The organism is Mucilaginibacter sp. P19 (assembly GCF_050632265.1).
In the GTDB taxonomy this organism is placed as follows: domain Bacteria; phylum Bacteroidota; class Bacteroidia; order Sphingobacteriales; family Sphingobacteriaceae; genus Mucilaginibacter; species Mucilaginibacter gossypii.
Genome location: NZ_CP192586.1, coordinates 3570499 through 3586473, shown reverse-complemented (window position 1 = coordinate 3586473; position 15975 = coordinate 3570499). Strand labels below are relative to the sequence as shown.

Genomic DNA, 15975 nt, shown 5'->3' with positions numbered 1-15975 from the left:
GGTACCATGAACTATTTTGTAAAGAAAGGTTACGTATTTAAAACTTATGAAGGTAGGTTAATTCAAAGCGGAATCCGTACGCAGGTAACAGGGGGTACAATTGGCTCAAATGAATTTATGTTTTCTGTAACCGATGAAAAAGTGGCAAAAAAACTGAGCAGTAACGCAGGCTCATTTTTAGAACTTCACTATAAAGAATACCTGCATACGCTGCCATGGCGGGGAGTAAGCGTTTTTGTGGTTGATAGCGTAGTTTCGGCCAAACCACTTGCGCCTGGTATGTAATAAAATACATTAAACTACAACCTGCTTAAGCGTTGACCAGGTTGTAGTTTAACTCGCCGTTTTGTTTGGTGATCTTTACCAATCCCCGGTCAAAAAGATAATTAAGTACTTCAATCGTGTTTTTCTCGTGTGTAAAAGTATTTACCGCAGGTTCGTATTCCTTTAGCTTCAATGCAATATCAGCTACTGTGGCTTGCTTTAATTGCGAAAGCGTATAAATCACCTTATCCTGTGTGCAGGTAACCTTAGCGAATTGATCAGGCATGCCGCATGCCGAAAAAAATGATTGATTTGAATTGCTCATCTGCTCAATATAACAAAATTATGATCAGGCATTAACCGCATCTCTTAACGATTTAATGGTGTCATGCGTTTTTTTAAACCTTCTAAATGGTTATTAAGCATGGTTACAACCTGCTCATCTTCCCATATCAGCTCCTTATCGTCAAGCGCGGCGCGATAAGCTTTTTTGCTACATCCTCGCCATATTCGCAATCCGAAAGTATCGAGTGACTGTCTTTACTGACAAAAACCGATTTTACATCCATCCAGGCGTGATAAAATTTCCCCGCAAGGGTAGTACCGTCTGTAGGATCTCCTCCTAATACATGAATGTAATCGCGTATTTCACTAACGTAGTTTTTGCTTTGATCAATATATTCATTAAAAAGTAAATTCAATCCGACTTCATCTGTTGCTTCGGTAGCTTTGTGATATCCGGTTATCCTGTCGTTATTTATTTTGATCAGATCGTTCAGTGCTGAGATCTGATGTTGTACGTGCTGTAAAATTCCCATGGCGTTGTTGTTTTGTTTTAATAAATAACATACCATATGGGTTAATGTTTTTATATTTTAGTTAGGTGTTGACCAGTGAAATGACCAGTTTAACTACATGCCATAAATGCAACTGGCTGAATCGGCAGCCGGATAAAACAGACATCGCCGGGGGCATTCCGGGGGCGTAATAGCATTTAGCATGTCACGTTTATATTAATTTAAAGGGATAACTTAAGCAACTGGAAGAACCGGCGGCCGGGTGAGACGGCCGCTATAAGGTTCTTTCCGAAGAGGGGTAATTGTTATTTAGTTGATTGATGTTGCTTGTCTATTATTAAGTTTTTTGAACAAAATGGGCCACTTTTTTTAGTAACTCATTCATGTCAAAAGGCTTGGCCAAAAAGTCGTCGGCGCCGGCCATCATTGCAGAATCACGTATATCGCGACTTGCCGATATCATGATAACAGGTATATCTTTGGTTAGCTCGTCTTGTTTTAGCTTCTTGCAGATATCCCGACCGTCTTCGCCGCTCATCCAGATATCTAACAGTAGCAAGTCGGGGAGTTCGTCTTTCATATCAAGCACTGTTGTACCATCTACGGTTGATGTTACCTCGTAGCCTTCAAATTCAAGCAGCATTTCCATAGCATCAACAATGCCCGGGTCATCATCTGCAATCATGATTTTCTTGTTCTTTGTATTCATTTTAGGCGTAAAGGCTTGGTTAAACCCTCTGAAATTAGCTGTGATAAATTTACCTTATTGTGAACTATCCAACAGGTGAATAACTGTTGGTATCGTCTACAGGTAATGCAAAGCAAAAAGTAGACCCTTTGCCTTCAATGCTGTTTACCCACATTCTGCCGCCTTCTCGCTTAATAATTTCTGATGAGATGTATAATCCTAACCCCAAACCGGGGAATGTATGCTGCTTGTTCCCACTTACGCGGTAAAATTGCTCAAACACCCGGTCCTTCTTGTCTTCGGGTATCCCGATGCCAAAATCCTGTACACAAACAATCACCTCATTGTTTTCGCGGCGAGTGTTGATGATGATGGTATCGGTATGAGGCGAATATTTGATAGCATTCGTAATGAGGTTGGTAATAACCTGGCTTACCCGATCTTTGTCTGAATAGATACGGCCTGTTGGTGTAAAGTTTTGGATAAGTTTATGTTTTTGTGTAGTGTGCTGCAGGTCTTCAACAGTTTCCTGTAGGGTTTCATTAAAATCGAACCATATTTTATTGAACTGTAGCCTGCCCGAGTTAATCTTGGTAACATCAAGGAGATCGCCTATGAGGTTTGTAAGACGGTTAATCTGGGCATCCATCCTAAGCACCATTTCGGCCTTTTTTTGTTCGCCTTCTTTGGTAAGCATAGCACCCAATACCTGGGCATATGCTTTTATGCTCGTAACCGGGGTTTTTAATTCGTGACTTGCGATACCTAAAAAATCATCTTTTTGTCGTTGTAATTGTTTTTGCTCATCAATGTCTGTATTGGTACCAAACCATTTAATGATTTTTCCGTCAATTATGAAAGGTAAAGCCCTGGACAAATGCCACTTGTAATTTTGATCTTTGTCTTTTAATCTAAATTCACATTGGTAAACATTACCCGTGTTCACTGCATAATTCCAAGCCTCAACACAAGCATCCCTATCATCGGGATGAATAGCATTGAGCCAGGATGCTGCTATTTCATTTGCCTGGGCACCAAAATAATCTACAGCACGTTGATTAAAGTAGTCGACCTGGCCATCCGTGCGGGCCGTCCAAAGTTGCACCGGCATAAAACCAGTAACAAACTCAAACTGCCTGATCTGGTTATTCAATTCCCTGTTACGTAATTTCACTTCGCTTTCGGCAAGTGTTTTATCGGTGACATCGGTACAGGCACCTATGTACCCGGTAAATTCCCCCTGCTCATTATATTGCGGATTGCCGGTGGCTATACACCATCTTATTTCACCATCCCGGCGTGTGATCCTAAAATCAACTTCATAGAACCGGCGGGCATTTAAATCGGCTAAGAACTTTTCACCGGCCCTGGTTCTGTCTTCTTCTAAAAGTGCGTTGATCCACCCTGCGCCCATATTATCCTCATATTTAATACCAGTCCAATCAACCCAGGTTTGATTTACGTAAGTAATATTACCTTGAGCATCGGCCATCCAAAGTACTGTTGGCGATGCATTAGTGATGTTTTTAAGCAATCTTTCACTATCAGTAAGGGCTTTTTTATCGGCAATTTCCCTTCGCAGATCCCTTGCAATTGAAGCCCTGCCCTGTGGCAAGCCGGTTACAGCGTCATAAACCAGCATGGTGGTGCCGTACACAGGTATGGCTTCGCCGGTTTGGAAATGACGGTAAAGTACTTCACCGCTCCATTTACCATGCTTCATTAAAATTGGATTTACTTTGTCCCTCAGCTTATCAAGCTCATCAGGCATTAAATATTCGCTGTTGTGCCTCCTGTGCTCGTTGGCGCCTTTGATACCCAACATTTTTCGCCCGGCGGTATTTACGTAAGTTACATTACCATCAAGGTTGGATAGGCTTACAAAATCTGAGGTATGGTTAATAAGCGACAATAATTTATACTGTTCATTTCTTGCCGCTTTTTCAGGGCGCAGGTCTCGGGCTACGGATGCCATACCAATAGGCAAGCCATTTAACGGATCATCGATTCTGAAACAGTTAACGTAAACCGGAATATTTTCTCCTGTCTTAAAATGCCGGTAGTGCATTTCACCTTCCCACTTACCATACTGCTGTACCGCGGGGTTTATCTCATTATTTACTTTGTCTGCTTCATGATCTGCAAAATATTCAACGCCGGGTTTTAAAGCTTCTTTTGTACTCCCAATACCTAATATAGTGTAGGCTGTTTTATTGATATAGGTTACAGAACCATCCATGCTGCCTACTGCAACCACGTCGGCTGTTTTATCAATCAGTGCAATCAGTTTTTGTTGTTCTTGTTTATCTAATATTTCGCGGGTTATATCCTGTACGGTACCTGCAAAGCGGATAGGCTCATGATTATCGTTAAAGTAAGCCCTACCTTTCAGGTGGATCCAATATTTCAGGTGCCCTGTGTCATCAACGGTGCGGACGATTATATCATAATTTCCATTGCTTACAGGATCATAAGCCTGCATTACTGCTGTTCGCAAGCGTTGCTCATCTTCCGGGTGGACAAATTTCAACAGATCATCATACTTTATCTCATCATCTTTTCGAAAACCGCAGAGCTCTTTACAGCGGTCGTCCCATGTTGCGGTTTGTAATCTGGGGTTTAAATCCCAGGTTCCCAGTTCGGCAGCTTGCAGGGCAAATTGAGCACGTTGTTCACTTTCAACCAGCTTTTTACGGGTGTTAACCAGTTCGGTAACATCTGTAGCTGTATTCAACACGCCCCAAACTTTACCATCGTCGTTATGTAACGGTTTAAAAATAAAGTTGAAGTAAAATTCTTCAAGCTTATCGTTAACCATAAGATCAACCCTTTGCTCTTTCCACTTATAAGCCGTACCGTTATCGTATACATTTGATAATATTGCATGAAAGCCCGGCTCTTCGAATTCGGGCAGCAGGTCAAAGTAATTATGCCCAATAACATCATCTCCCTTTCCCCATATATCTGTCATGGCCTTATTGGCAATCCTGATCTCCATTGTTTTGCCAACATATAATGCTATAGGGGTAGGAGATTCCCTGAACAGAATACGGAAAATATCTTCGTTTAATTGTTGATGAAGGCCGGCGTTGTTATTCATTATATAAATAATATGTATAAATATAGGCTATAATAATTAAGATCAAAATCTCAATTCATACATCATAATATTTCAATTAGTGAGTATGCCTGTTATATTAATATAGCTGCAATTATTGATAAAAACGGGTTACAGAAGCGTATACCTTGTATTTTCTAAACAGTATACCTGTATAAATGTTTAAATTCTGTTTTTAGAGAATTTGATGGTATGAGATTTTAAAGGTTTGTAAAATCAGGAGAATTATTTGTATTAATAGTACGGTAATTTTACCATGTTTTTTGTTTTTTTACTCCATAAAATCAATTATATCAAAACAATTTCATAGGTATTACTATTACCATACCAATAAAACAAAATCCTGTATACTTGATGGTTGTGGTATGCGGGTAGTTAAACAGATTGGATTTATTATGACCAAATTGCATAAAAAACAGCAGCTTATAACGTTTGAGCAATTGCCCAAAACTCCTACCGGTATTACCGGTTTAGATGAAATAACGGGCGGTGGTTTACCTAATGGAAGACCAACGCTGATATGTGGTGAAGCGGGTTGCGGTAAAACACTTATGTCGCTTGAGTTTATCGTGAGGGGTGCTACCGAATTTAACGAGCCCGGTGTATTTATGGCTTTTGAAGAAAAGGCAGATGAATTGGCTTCGAACGTAGCATCGCTGGGCTTTGATTTAATTAAACTCCAGGATGATAAAAAATTAAGACTTGATCATGTGCATATAGACCGAAGCGAGATTGAGGAGACAGGCGAATATGACCTGGAAGGTTTGTTTATTCGCTTAGGCTTTGCTATTGACAGCATCGGGGCAAAAAGAGTAGTACTGGATACTCTTGAAAATCTTTTTTCGGGTTTATCAAACCAAATTATATTGAGGGCCGAGCTTAGAAGACTTTTTACTTTTTTAAAGGAAAAAGGTGTAACTGCTATAATAACCGGCGAAAAAGGTGACGGCTCTTCATTAACACGGCAGGGGCTTGAAGAATATGTTTCAGATTGTGTGATCCTGCTTGATCACAGGGTTATAAATCAGATCTCAACCCGTCGTTTGCGCGTGGTAAAATATCGCGGTACACAGCATGGTACCAACGAATATCCATTTTTAATTGATGAAGATGGCATTTCTGTACTTCCGGTAACATCTTTAAGATTGGAAAAAGAAGTGTCATCCGAAAGAATTTCATCAGGGATACCCTCTCTTGACAGCATGTTTGGAGGCAAGGGTTTTTTTCAGGGCAGCAGTATCCTCGTTTCGGGCACGGCCGGTACCGGTAAAACAAGTATTGCGGCCAGCTTTGCCAATGAAGTTTGCGGCAACAAAAAGAGGTGCCTTTATTTTGCTTTCGAGGAGGCGCCTAAGCAGATCCTTCGCAACATGAAATCAATCAATCTCGACCTGCAAAAACACATCGACAATGGCTTGCTCGAGTTTCATGCCTCGCGTCCTACGCTTTACGGTATTGAAATGCACCTCGTCGCTATTTACAAGATCATTAAAAGATTTAAGCCCGCAGCGGTGATCCTCGACCCGATTACAAACCTCATTACGGTGGGTTCGGTAAGTGAAGTAAAATCGATGCTGATAAGGCTGATAGATTTTTTACAGGACGAACAGATCACGGTTATGTTTACTGCTCTCAGTTTAAATACGGTGGTAAGTGAACAAACCGACGAAGGTGTATCATCATTAGTTGACACCTGGCTGCTTGTAAGAGATATCGAATCGAACGGAGAGCGTAACAGGGGGTTATACATCATGAAGTCGCGCGGTATGAGCCATTCAAACCAGGTACGCGAGTTTACAATTACCGATAAGGGGCTGAGCCTGGTTGACGTTTATCTTGGCCCCGATGGAGTGCTCACAGGATCGGCAAGGGAAGCACAAAAATTAAGGGAAAAAACAGGCGTGGCACTAAGGGAGTTTGCTATAACTCGTAAAGATAAAGAGATATTGCGCCGGCGTATGATGCTTGAATCAAAAATTGCAAGCTTGCAGGCCGAATTTGAGTCGACAGAGGAGGAATTGAACAAAATATACCTGGAAGAAGAGTTGAAACAGGATATTATAGAAAGAAACCGGCAAGAGATAACCGACATTCGCCGGGGAAATGCGGATACGCTTAAAAGTAAATCAAAAAGAAAAAAATAATGGAACTGGATGAAGTTATAAAATATGAGTTAAGGCTGTATATAGCGGGCAAAACTGCTAAATCAGTTACCGCGCTCACCAACCTTAAAAAATATTGTGAAGAACATTTGAAAGGTCAGTATGTTATTGAAGTAATTGACTTGCTGCAGCAGCCTCAACTGGCCGAAGGGGATCAAATATTTGCAATCCCCACGTTGGTAAGAAAAGTACCTGAACCGATTCGCAAAATAATAGGCGACTTGAGCAACGAGGAAAAAGTTTTGGTTGGATTGAATATAATACCAGTAAGTAAATAGTTAGATGACCGAGCAAAACCAATTGCCTTTAGATCAAGGAGAAAACCAGTTTTTTCGATTGCGTTTATTTGTAATTGGAGCATCGCCCAATTCTGTCAGGGCAATAGCCAACTTAAAAATTATTTGTGAGCGGTACCTTAAGCCTAATTACGAGCTCGAGATAATTGATGTTTACCAGCAACCGCTCATCGCACGGGAAGAACAGATCATAGCATTGCCTTTACTTATTAAAAAATCTCCCGGCGTTGAACGCAAGCTTATCGGAGATATGTCAAATACAGACAAAGTTTTAAAAGGGCTGGGAATATTTACAGAAAGCTAATTATGGAGCCGGACAAACTTACATATGAGCAGTTGCTTGCGGAAAACAATAAGCTTCGATATCAATTAGAAGAAGCTACCGACGTCATTTCTGCTATTCGTAATGGCCAGGTTGATGCCTTTATAGTTAAAGATGATGAAGGCCACCAGCTTTATACGTTGAAAACGGCCGACCAAACCTACCGCGTTTTTATTGAAAAAATGAACGAAGGAGCGGTTACGTTGAATGGCGACGGTACTATATTATATAGCAATTCGAGTTTTGCGGCTATGGTTAATGAACCGTTAGAAAAAGTGATCGGGCTGGATTTTAACGCTTTTGTTGCCGAAGTTTCGGTGGAAAAATATAAGCAGATAATTAGGGATGGCTGGAATGCCGATTGTAAGGGCGAGGTTTTGTTATCAAATCGGGATGGTAAACTGACTCCCTGTTTATTATCATCTACCACACTTGATCTTGATGAAGGAACGGCATTGAGTTTGATCCTGACCGATTTGACTGCTCAAAAGGAAACCGAATGGGAGCTGAAAATTAAAAATGATCAGCTTGAAGAAGCTCAGAATATTGCCGAGAGGCTGAATAATGATCTGGAAGATACTGTGAGGGAGCGTACCAATGATTTGCTTATCAGTAGGGAACATTTTAAGTTGCTGGCTAATAACATTACTCAAATGACCTGGACGAATTTGCCCGGTGGCGAAGTCGATTTTTATAATCAGCGCTGGTTTGATTATACGGGCAGGCGATATGGTGAAACAGCAGGCTGGGGCTGGCAACAGATCGTACACCCAGATGATCTGCAAAAAACAATGAGTGCTTACCTCGAATCTTTGCAAAGCGGGAGTGTTTATGAACTTGAAAACAGATACCTCCGCTGGGATAATACTTATCGCTGGCACCTTAACCGCGCAGTGCCGTTAAGAGATGATAATGGAGAAATTCTTTTTGGGTAGGGACCGCAACAGATATCGAAGAACAGAAAAAGCAGCTTGATTTAAAGGATGAGTTTATTGGTGTGGCCAGCCATGAACTTAAAACACCTTTAACCAGCCTGAAAGGTTATTTACAGCTTATTTTGGCTTATAAAAAGGAGGAAGTTCCCTCAATAGTAAAACAATATATTGAAAAGGCCGGCACTGCTTTAAATAAGCTTCAGCGTTTGGTTAACGATTTGCTTGATGTAAGTAAAATTCATGCGGGAGGGCTTGAATATGCCAGGGCGAAAATAAATCTTCGCGACCTGGTAGCGTCAACTTTAGAAAACGCTATCCACCTATACCCTGAATTTAATTTTATCAATAAATCGGAAACTGATTTTTTTATAGATGGAAATGCCGGGCGACTGGAACAGGTACTGATAAATTTCATTAACAATTCTGTAAAATACTCAACCGAAAATAAAAATATCATTATTGAAACCGGTAATATAAACGGAAAGGTACGTGTATCAGTAACGGACTTTGGCATCGGATTGTCGGCCGCGCAGATCGAGCATATTTTTGAGCGGTTTTATCGTGTTGAGGATAAAAAATTTATGACGAGCGGCCTTGGTATGGGGCTTTATATCTCAGCTGAGATCATTAATAATCATAGCGGCGATATAGGGGTCGAAAGTGAGCTTGGTGCAGGCGCTACCTTTTATTTTGAGTTGCCCTTGCTTGAAAAGTAAGCATTGTTTATTTCGGTTCAAAATTGCAGTTGACATAAATACTTCTGATATTGGTTGGAAAACCACCTGATATAAAACATAAAATATGTCTGCCGAAAACGAAAATATATCCGTTACATATGAGCCTGACGGTGTAACCACCATTTGTTTTTATCATCCGGCACAAAACTCCCTGCCCTCGGCGCTATTAAAACAACTTGCCGATGCGATATTCAGTGCCGGTAATAACCCGGAAACAAAAGTCATTGTTTTAAAGAGCGCGGGAGATCGTACTTTTTGCGCGGGTGCAAGCTTTGACGAGCTGTTGCAAATTAAGGATAGGGAAACCGGCGCGTTATTTTTTGAAGGGTTTTCCAATGTGATTAGTGCCTGCCGCAAATGCCCCAAAATAATAATTGCGAGGGTACAGGGGAAAGCAGTTGGAGGAGGGGTTGGCCTTGCCGCCGCTGCCGATTATTGCCTGGCCAGCGAGGCGGCATCAATAAAGTTAAGCGAGCTTGCTATAGGTATTGGCCCCTTTGTGATAGCCCCCGCTGTGATCCGTAAAATAGGGTTATCAGCATTTTCCCAGGTCACTATCAGGGCTTCAGATTTTCAAACTGCCCAATGGGCAAAGCAAAACGGCTTGTATAATGAGGTTTATGAAGATACTCCAAGCCTTGATGCGGCTGTATATGAGCTTACTCGAAAATTAGCTTTATATAACCCGGCAGCACTTACCGGATTAAAACAGGTACTTTGGGAAGGCACTGCTGATTGGGATGATTTGCTTAAACAACGTGCGGCTATAAGCGGTGAATTGGTTTTATCGGAATTTACGCAACGGGCATTACATTCTTTTTTAAGGATAAATCCAAGTAACATTTGAGTAATAAACTGCCTGTATTTTAACACAACCCTTGATACTTCTCATTTTTAATGGGGCTAATTTTGTGTATATCTAAATAGTATTGGTTAATTATATGACCGTTTTATACTGGCATAGTTGCTTATTGTAAGAAAGCCCCCGGAAATCCGGAGGCTTTTTGTTTTTACCAGTGCCTGCAGTAACGATGAACACGATAATGCCTTTGATAGTATACCGGCGCGTCATAATATCCTGTTGCGTAATAGCGTGGACGACCATAATAGACAGGCTGGTCATAGTAGACGTCCCTGCCATAGTAAACAGGTGTTCCGTAATATCCGCTTGTGTAAACTACCCTATGATAAGGACGGCCAAAATGTGCGCTTATACTTATACTTTGAGCTTTTGCAAATTGAAATGAAAACATCATCACAAAAGCTATTATTGAAAATCGCATAAATTTCATGGTCATAAATTTTAGTTAATACCTGAATTGTAATACATAATTATGACTGGCGATGGATAAGTTGGTTTAATTAAATTTTTATATTTTTAGATATGTATTACTTTGTTTTTTCTGCGATAGTTGTCTTTATCGTAATTGGAGTGCTTTATATTAAGTCGTATTATGATAAATTACGCTGGACAAAAAAGCAGCTGATAAAAATTCAGGAGAAGTGGGGCAAACCGATTAACGCCCGCCGAAACTTTGACTTAATAAAGATTTACCTGGATTCGGAAGACAGTAAAAACAAGCTTTCGGCTCAAACAGCCGACGATCTTGACCTGATAAGTGTTTTCAATTATATCGACAGAACAAACAGTAACCCTGGTAAACAATACTTGTTTAATTTATTACATTGCCCTACAACCGAGCTTGATGTTTTGCATGACCTCGACAATGATATTGAGGATCTTAACATGGATATACCCGGCCGCGAATTGCTTGAAGTGGAATTGTCAAAACTTAACCACCCCGATGCTTACTTTATAGCCGATCTTTTTCTCAGGGCACATGAACCGGTATTTGCATCGGTAATTAATTTTTATATAAAGGTTTCACCTTTTCTGATCCTGGCTGCGTTATTATCGCTGATTGTTATTCCTAACATTTTCAGCTTTATCTTTTTGCTATTGTTGTTTGCGTACAACATTGTTATTTACTTCAGCAACCGCAAGGCTATTTCAGGATATACCAAATCGTTACCGCAATTGCTGGTTATGTATAAAGTTGCAATGGCGTTAGCTAAAAGCGGGAAATTTGGTCAGGTACACGACGTAAAGTGTTCCCTTTCCAGCCTAAGAGGTTTAAAACGAGCGCTTAAGTTTGTAAACATAGAAAGCGGCTTCGTGAATGGTAAAAGTGATATTGCTTACGCAGCCTTCCATTTGTTTAAACTGCTTTTTGTGATTGAGCCCAATACTTATACATCATCATTAAAACAAGTCAGTAAATACCGCGAGGATATTAAAGAAGTGTATAAATTTATTGGCAGGGCCGATACGCTGATAGCTATACAATCAATACGTGACGGTATGCCTTTTTATTCAAAACCCGCGTTTATGGGTGTTGATGGCAAAATAGAGATTACCGAACTTTTTCACCCATTGGTAGCTAATTGTGTAACTAATTCCCTTTATACAACTAATGCAGACAGGGGGCATTGATCACAGGGTCAAACATGTCTGGCAAAACTACATTTATTAAAGCGCTGGCATTAAATACGCTGCTATCGCAAACTATATTTACAAGTTGTGCAAAGGCCTACAAGGCTCCTTTTCTCAAAATACAAACCAGCATCAAAACCAGCGATAACATTGATGAACACAAGAGTTATTTTCAGGCACAGGCCTTAGCTATTTTAGATATCATTGATAACAGTTCTCAGAAAGAGGATATAAAAAGCATGGTGATCATTGATGAGATTTTCAGAGGTACCAATACCATCGAACGTATAGCCGCAGCAAAGTCTGTGCTTTCGTACATTACCGCTAACCAAAATTTTGTTTTTGTATCAACCCACGACCTTGAGCTGGCCCAGCTGCTCGACGAGGATTTTGTTGTATATTCCTTTTCAGAATCAAAAGACGGGCGCATCCTGGTATTTGACTATATCCTGAAGCAGGGCCTGCTTGAAAACACTAACGGAATCGCCATACTCAAATCCATGGGATATCCAGAACGTGTTATCGATGAAGCCAATATTGTAAGCGAGCGAATGATGAATAAATATTTGGTTTAAGCATTCCTAAAAAGAAAGCTTTCTTATTCATATAAGCTCAACCTGTTTTTTAAATACCGCATATCTTCCTGTAATTTTTCAACCCGGTTAAGCAGGTGAGAGATAGCTTCAATGCCGGCTACGTTAATATCCAATTCGTACAAGCTCACCAGTTTTTCCAGCTTTTGAAGCTCAGTTTGAGGGATGAAGACAGTTTCATTAATGATGGTTACTTCAACCAGTCCCGCTTCATGTAAAGATGTAATGAACGTGTATTCAACATTATGATATACACAAAAATCGTTTGCTGCTATTAATTCTGCTGTTTTCATAATGTTTTAAATTTAGGCTGAGGATTTTGCCAGTTCTTCAAATAATTGTTTCTGCTTTTCGGTGAGGTTGGTAGGGGTTTGAATATCATAGGTCAGGTACAGATCGCCAAATTCATTTTCTTTTTTGTAAACGGGCATACCTTTGCCTTTGAGCTTTACTTTAATGCCATTTTGAGTTTCAGGTTTTACTTTCACTTTAACTTTGCCGTTTAATGTATCGGCAGTTATTTCGCCACCTAAAACTGCAGTGTACAGGTCAAGTTTCAACGTGGTGTACAAATTGTTACCATCACGCTTGAAATTTGCATCAGGTGCAACACTAAACTGAATATACAGATCTCCGGCGGGGCCGCCGTTTACACCCGGGGCGCCATGCCCGGCTATTTTGATAGTTTGTCCGTTTTCAATACCTGCGGGTATGGTTATCCGGATATTTTTGCCATTGACAGTCAACGTTTGCTTATGTGTTTCAAGAACGTCTCGAAGGTTTAAACTTAACGAGGCATTATAGTCCTGCCCGCGATATTTTGCCTGCCTGCCGCTACGCGCGCCTCCTGCGCCGCCAAACATCGATTGAAAGAAATCTGAAAACTCGTCACTTCCAAACCCTTCGGCACTGCCAAATCCTTCGGCTCCGGTAAAGCCGCCATAACCACCAAAACCTCCTTGTGCACCGGCTTGTTGGCGCGCTTGTTGTTCGTATGCTTCGCCGTGCTGCCAGTTCTCGCCATATTTATCGTATTTCTTTCGCTTTTCCGGGTCACTTAATACTTCATTTGCTTCGTTTAGCTGCTGGAATTTTTTGTGGGCATCTTCGTCATTAGGGTTAAGATCGGGGTGATATTTGCGGGCCAGTTTACGGTAAGCATTTTTAATATCCTTTTCGGATGCATTTTTGTCGAGCTCTAATACTTTGTAATAATCTATAAAAGCCATGGCGGGATTTAATATAAACAGATGTGTTATTAACTACTAAATATACAGCTTGGTTTTAAAACTTATGGCTTTTTTAATGTCATTTGATATAAGTGCGCGGACTTTAAAATTATGGGTTATAGCTTTTATTTAAAATTCGCAAATACTACCTTTGGCATCCTTAAATTAATCATATGCCTGTAATAACCCAAGCTACCCTTACCGACGTACCCGAACTTAATGTTTTAGTAAACAGCGCTTACCGTGGTGAAAGCTCAAAACGGGGTTGGACAACTGAGGCCGACTTAATTGGCGGCTCCCGCATTGATGAACAAACTCTGACGGGGTATATGAATGATGAAAATATCATCATTTTAAAGCATACTGATGAGGAGGGCAATATTACAGGTACTGTTTATCTTGAAGTCAGAACTCCAAAGTTGTATGTTGGCATGTTTAGTGTATCGCCATTATTGCAGAATAAAGGAGTGGGCCGCGCACTGATAGAAGAAGCTGAAGTTTACGCGCGTAAGTATAACTGCAATACTTTAACTATGACAGTAATTAGCATCCGCTCCGAACTGATAAGCTGGTATGAGCGCCGCGGCTACAAACCAACCGGCGAAATTCAGCCTTTTCATGCACATGGCCGTTTTGGGGATGCCAAACAGCATATTGAGCTGATTGTAATGGAGAAGAGCGTTTAAGTCCTAAGTTTTAAGTTCTAAGTCTTGAGTCAAAAGTTAAATTGGTATAATCGACTTAGGACTCAAGACTTAGAACTTCACAAATTCCAATACTTCACTGATCTTATGCACATGTTTGAAGTTTTTGTGTGTTAAAACGGTTTCTACATGTTCGTGCGCCCATGTTGTATGATAGGGTACGTGAACAGCATGCCCGCCAATGTTGATCACGGGCATTACATCTGATTTTAAGGAATTGCCGATCATCATAAACTCATCGGGATTGATGTCAAGGTGTTTGATCAGCTTGATATAATCATCCTCCTTTTTATCACTCATAATTTCGATATGGTGAAAGTAATGTGCCAGCCCTGATTTTTTGAGCTTCCGCTCCTGGTCAAGCAGATCGCCTTTGGTGGCTACCACCAGCCTGTAATGATCTTTTAATGAGGATAAAACATGTTCTACCTCGTTCAGTAACTCTATCGGTTGATTAAGCATATCCTTACCATATTGTAATATGGTTTCCACTACATCAACGCTAATATTTTTTTCAGAAATGCTCAATGCTGCCTCTATCATGCTGAGGATATAGCCTTTTATCCCGTAGCCATAAAGTGGGAGGTTATCAACCTCAACTTTAAAAAGCTCTTTGGAAATGGTGTGCTGTGGCGAAAAATTTTCGAGCAGGCTGCAAAACCTTTCTTCGGTAGCTTGAAAGTAAGGTTCATTTACCCAAAGGGTGTCGTCGGCATCAAAGGCAATTACTTTTAGGTTCATTTGAAGTATCTGGTTTACCTGGTGCAATAATAATACATCGGGTTGATTTTAGTAGCATAAAGCTCCATTGTACAGCAATAAATATTTAACATTTATGAACTATCAGGTTCAATTTAAACGATTTAAAAATAAAGTAAATTTGTATGCAACCTTATTTCAAAAGCTACGTCTCATAACTTAAATGGTCAAATTAACATTCGTTTAAATGGAAGAGATACTGCCACCCTTAAAAGAATTTATAGTTGATTATTGCAACAGGTATAAGATACATAAGGTTGATCCGCATAGCCTGAACCTCGATACTAGTATTGATCTTGATCTGGATATTTTTGACATTGAGATAGACCTTTTTCTTGCCGATTTTGCCGAACAGTTCAATATAGATCCATCTAAATTCAGTTGGTATAAATATGGCTATCCCAAAGGCTCAACCCGGGTAAAAGTTATTAAACTGATGTTTGGCTACAATACTACATGGGTTAAACAACTGGCCCAATATTGCTATACTCCCAAATTTAAGGTGCGCAACTTACAAGATGCTGTAAAAACTGGCAAATTGGTTTAATGTAAGATGTGCTTTCACTAATCAAAATCGGTGAAATCAGGAAATAGTCGGTGAGATCTCCTAATATAAATCAGCGAAATCAACGTAATCAGAAACGATCAGCGGTTAAAGATCAGTAACCCCGGTATGCTTGCGTTTAATGAAGTTGCGGATATCCAACACAATACCTGCAAAAAAATAAAATATAAGCGGGAAGCCTACCGCCAGGAATGAGGAGTAGATAAAGAAAAGCCTGATCTTGGAGATCGAGATATTAAAGCGTTCGCCAAGGTAGGTGCATACACCAAAAGAGTACCGTTCAAAAAAAGTAAGTATCCGCTGTAGCATGGT

At 40.3% G+C, this 15975-nt stretch carries 20 protein-coding genes; 11 read left to right on the top strand and 9 right to left on the bottom strand.

Annotation, left to right across the window (positions count from 1 at the left end; genetic code table 11):
* Positions 1-6 precede the first annotated feature (6 nt).
* Positions 7-285, top strand: coding sequence for a hypothetical protein (locus ACQ86K_RS17390; protein WP_431198424.1), 279 nt, complete (start codon positions 7-9; stop codon positions 283-285).
* A 25-nt stretch (positions 286-310) separates the two neighbouring features.
* On the opposite strand, the gene ACQ86K_RS17385 is transcribed toward ACQ86K_RS17390, so the two are convergent.
* The 4 genes from ACQ86K_RS17385 to ACQ86K_RS17370 all read right to left on the bottom strand — a co-directional run bounded on the left by ACQ86K_RS17385 (position 311) and on the right by ACQ86K_RS17370 (position 4849).
* The gene (locus ACQ86K_RS17385) at positions 311-550 is read right to left on the bottom strand and encodes a hypothetical protein (RefSeq protein ID WP_143020681.1); all 240 of its coding nucleotides are present in this window, start codon (positions 548-550) and stop codon (positions 311-313) included.
* A 166-nt stretch (positions 551-716) separates the two neighbouring features.
* Positions 717-1082, bottom strand: coding sequence for a ferritin-like domain-containing protein (locus tag ACQ86K_RS17380; protein WP_431198423.1), 366 nt, complete (start codon positions 1080-1082; stop codon positions 717-719).
* A gap of 316 nt (positions 1083-1398) precedes the next feature.
* The gene (locus tag ACQ86K_RS17375; RefSeq protein ID WP_091162818.1) at positions 1399-1770 is read right to left on the bottom strand and encodes a response regulator; all 372 of its coding nucleotides are present in this window, start codon (positions 1768-1770) and stop codon (positions 1399-1401) included.
* Positions 1771-1834: 64 nt separating this feature from the next.
* Entirely contained in the window at positions 1835-4849 is a 3015-nt protein-coding gene (locus ACQ86K_RS17370; RefSeq protein WP_091162819.1) for a PAS domain S-box protein, read from the bottom strand.
* Positions 4850-5262: 413 nt separating this feature from the next.
* On the opposite strand from ACQ86K_RS17370, the gene kaiC reads away from it, so the two are divergent.
* From kaiC to ACQ86K_RS17340, 6 genes are all read left to right on the top strand, one after another.
* Positions 5263-7011 carry a circadian clock protein KaiC gene (gene kaiC / locus ACQ86K_RS17365; RefSeq protein WP_091162820.1) on the top strand — a complete coding sequence of 583 codons (1749 nt, stop codon included), beginning with the start codon at positions 5263-5265 and terminating at the stop codon, positions 7009-7011.
* Positions 7011-7307: a circadian clock KaiB family protein gene (locus ACQ86K_RS17360; RefSeq protein ID WP_091162821.1), complete on the top strand. Its 297-nt coding sequence runs from the start codon at positions 7011-7013 to the stop codon at positions 7305-7307. Before kaiC ends, ACQ86K_RS17360 begins: the two co-directional genes overlap by 1 nt.
* Before the next feature lie 4 nt (positions 7308-7311).
* Positions 7312-7629, top strand: coding sequence for a circadian clock KaiB family protein (locus tag ACQ86K_RS17355; protein ID WP_091162822.1), 318 nt, complete (start codon positions 7312-7314; stop codon positions 7627-7629).
* 2 nt (positions 7630-7631) lie between these two features.
* The gene (locus ACQ86K_RS17350; RefSeq protein WP_431198422.1) at positions 7632-8582 is read left to right on the top strand and encodes a PAS domain-containing protein; all 951 of its coding nucleotides are present in this window, start codon (positions 7632-7634) and stop codon (positions 8580-8582) included.
* A gap of 14 nt (positions 8583-8596) precedes the next feature.
* Complete coding sequence (locus tag ACQ86K_RS17345) at positions 8597-9298, top strand: sensor histidine kinase (protein WP_431200879.1); 702 nt, start codon at positions 8597-8599, stop codon at positions 9296-9298.
* Positions 9299-9383: 85 nt separating this feature from the next.
* The gene (locus tag ACQ86K_RS17340) at positions 9384-10166 is read left to right on the top strand and encodes an enoyl-CoA hydratase/isomerase family protein (RefSeq protein WP_431198421.1); all 783 of its coding nucleotides are present in this window, start codon (positions 9384-9386) and stop codon (positions 10164-10166) included.
* A 90-nt stretch (positions 10167-10256) separates the two neighbouring features.
* Here the strand turns inward: ACQ86K_RS17340 and ACQ86K_RS17335 are convergent, their stop codons facing one another.
* Positions 10257-10460: a hypothetical protein gene (locus ACQ86K_RS17335; protein WP_091162825.1), complete on the bottom strand. Its 204-nt coding sequence runs from the start codon at positions 10458-10460 to the stop codon at positions 10257-10259.
* A 291-nt stretch (positions 10461-10751) separates the two neighbouring features.
* Here ACQ86K_RS17335 and ACQ86K_RS17330 point away from each other — a divergent pair, with 291 nt between their 5' ends.
* Positions 10752-11813: a hypothetical protein gene (locus ACQ86K_RS17330; RefSeq protein ID WP_431198420.1), complete on the top strand. Its 1062-nt coding sequence runs from the start codon at positions 10752-10754 to the stop codon at positions 11811-11813.
* 14 nt (positions 11814-11827) lie between these two features.
* Positions 11828-12388 (top strand): MutS-related protein, encoded by a 561-nt coding sequence (locus ACQ86K_RS17325; protein WP_431198419.1) that lies wholly within the window; start codon positions 11828-11830, stop codon positions 12386-12388.
* A gap of 23 nt (positions 12389-12411) precedes the next feature.
* Here ACQ86K_RS17325 and ACQ86K_RS17320 read toward each other — a convergent pair whose 3' ends face one another.
* Both ACQ86K_RS17320 and ACQ86K_RS17315 read right to left on the bottom strand, forming a co-directional pair.
* Positions 12412-12699 (bottom strand): chaperone modulator CbpM, encoded by a 288-nt coding sequence (locus tag ACQ86K_RS17320; RefSeq protein ID WP_091162827.1) that lies wholly within the window; start codon positions 12697-12699, stop codon positions 12412-12414.
* 12 nt (positions 12700-12711) lie between these two features.
* The gene (locus tag ACQ86K_RS17315) at positions 12712-13635 is read right to left on the bottom strand and encodes a DnaJ C-terminal domain-containing protein (RefSeq protein ID WP_091162828.1); all 924 of its coding nucleotides are present in this window, start codon (positions 13633-13635) and stop codon (positions 12712-12714) included.
* A gap of 173 nt (positions 13636-13808) precedes the next feature.
* On the opposite strand from ACQ86K_RS17315, the gene ACQ86K_RS17310 reads away from it, so the two are divergent.
* Entirely contained in the window at positions 13809-14321 is a 513-nt protein-coding gene (locus tag ACQ86K_RS17310; RefSeq protein ID WP_091162829.1) for a GNAT family N-acetyltransferase, read from the top strand.
* 69 nt (positions 14322-14390) lie between these two features.
* Here the strand turns inward: ACQ86K_RS17310 and ACQ86K_RS17305 are convergent, their stop codons facing one another.
* Entirely contained in the window at positions 14391-15080 is a 690-nt protein-coding gene (locus ACQ86K_RS17305; RefSeq protein WP_091162830.1) for an HAD family hydrolase, read from the bottom strand.
* A gap of 205 nt (positions 15081-15285) precedes the next feature.
* On the opposite strand from ACQ86K_RS17305, the gene ACQ86K_RS17300 reads away from it, so the two are divergent.
* Complete coding sequence (locus ACQ86K_RS17300) at positions 15286-15645, top strand: DUF1493 family protein (protein ID WP_090526004.1); 360 nt, start codon at positions 15286-15288, stop codon at positions 15643-15645.
* A 105-nt stretch (positions 15646-15750) separates the two neighbouring features.
* Here ACQ86K_RS17300 and ACQ86K_RS17295 read toward each other — a convergent pair whose 3' ends face one another.
* On the bottom strand, positions 15751-15972 hold the full coding sequence (locus tag ACQ86K_RS17295) for a PspC domain-containing protein (RefSeq protein ID WP_022830549.1): 222 nt from the start codon (positions 15970-15972) through the stop codon (positions 15751-15753).
* Positions 15973-15975 lie beyond the last annotated feature (3 nt).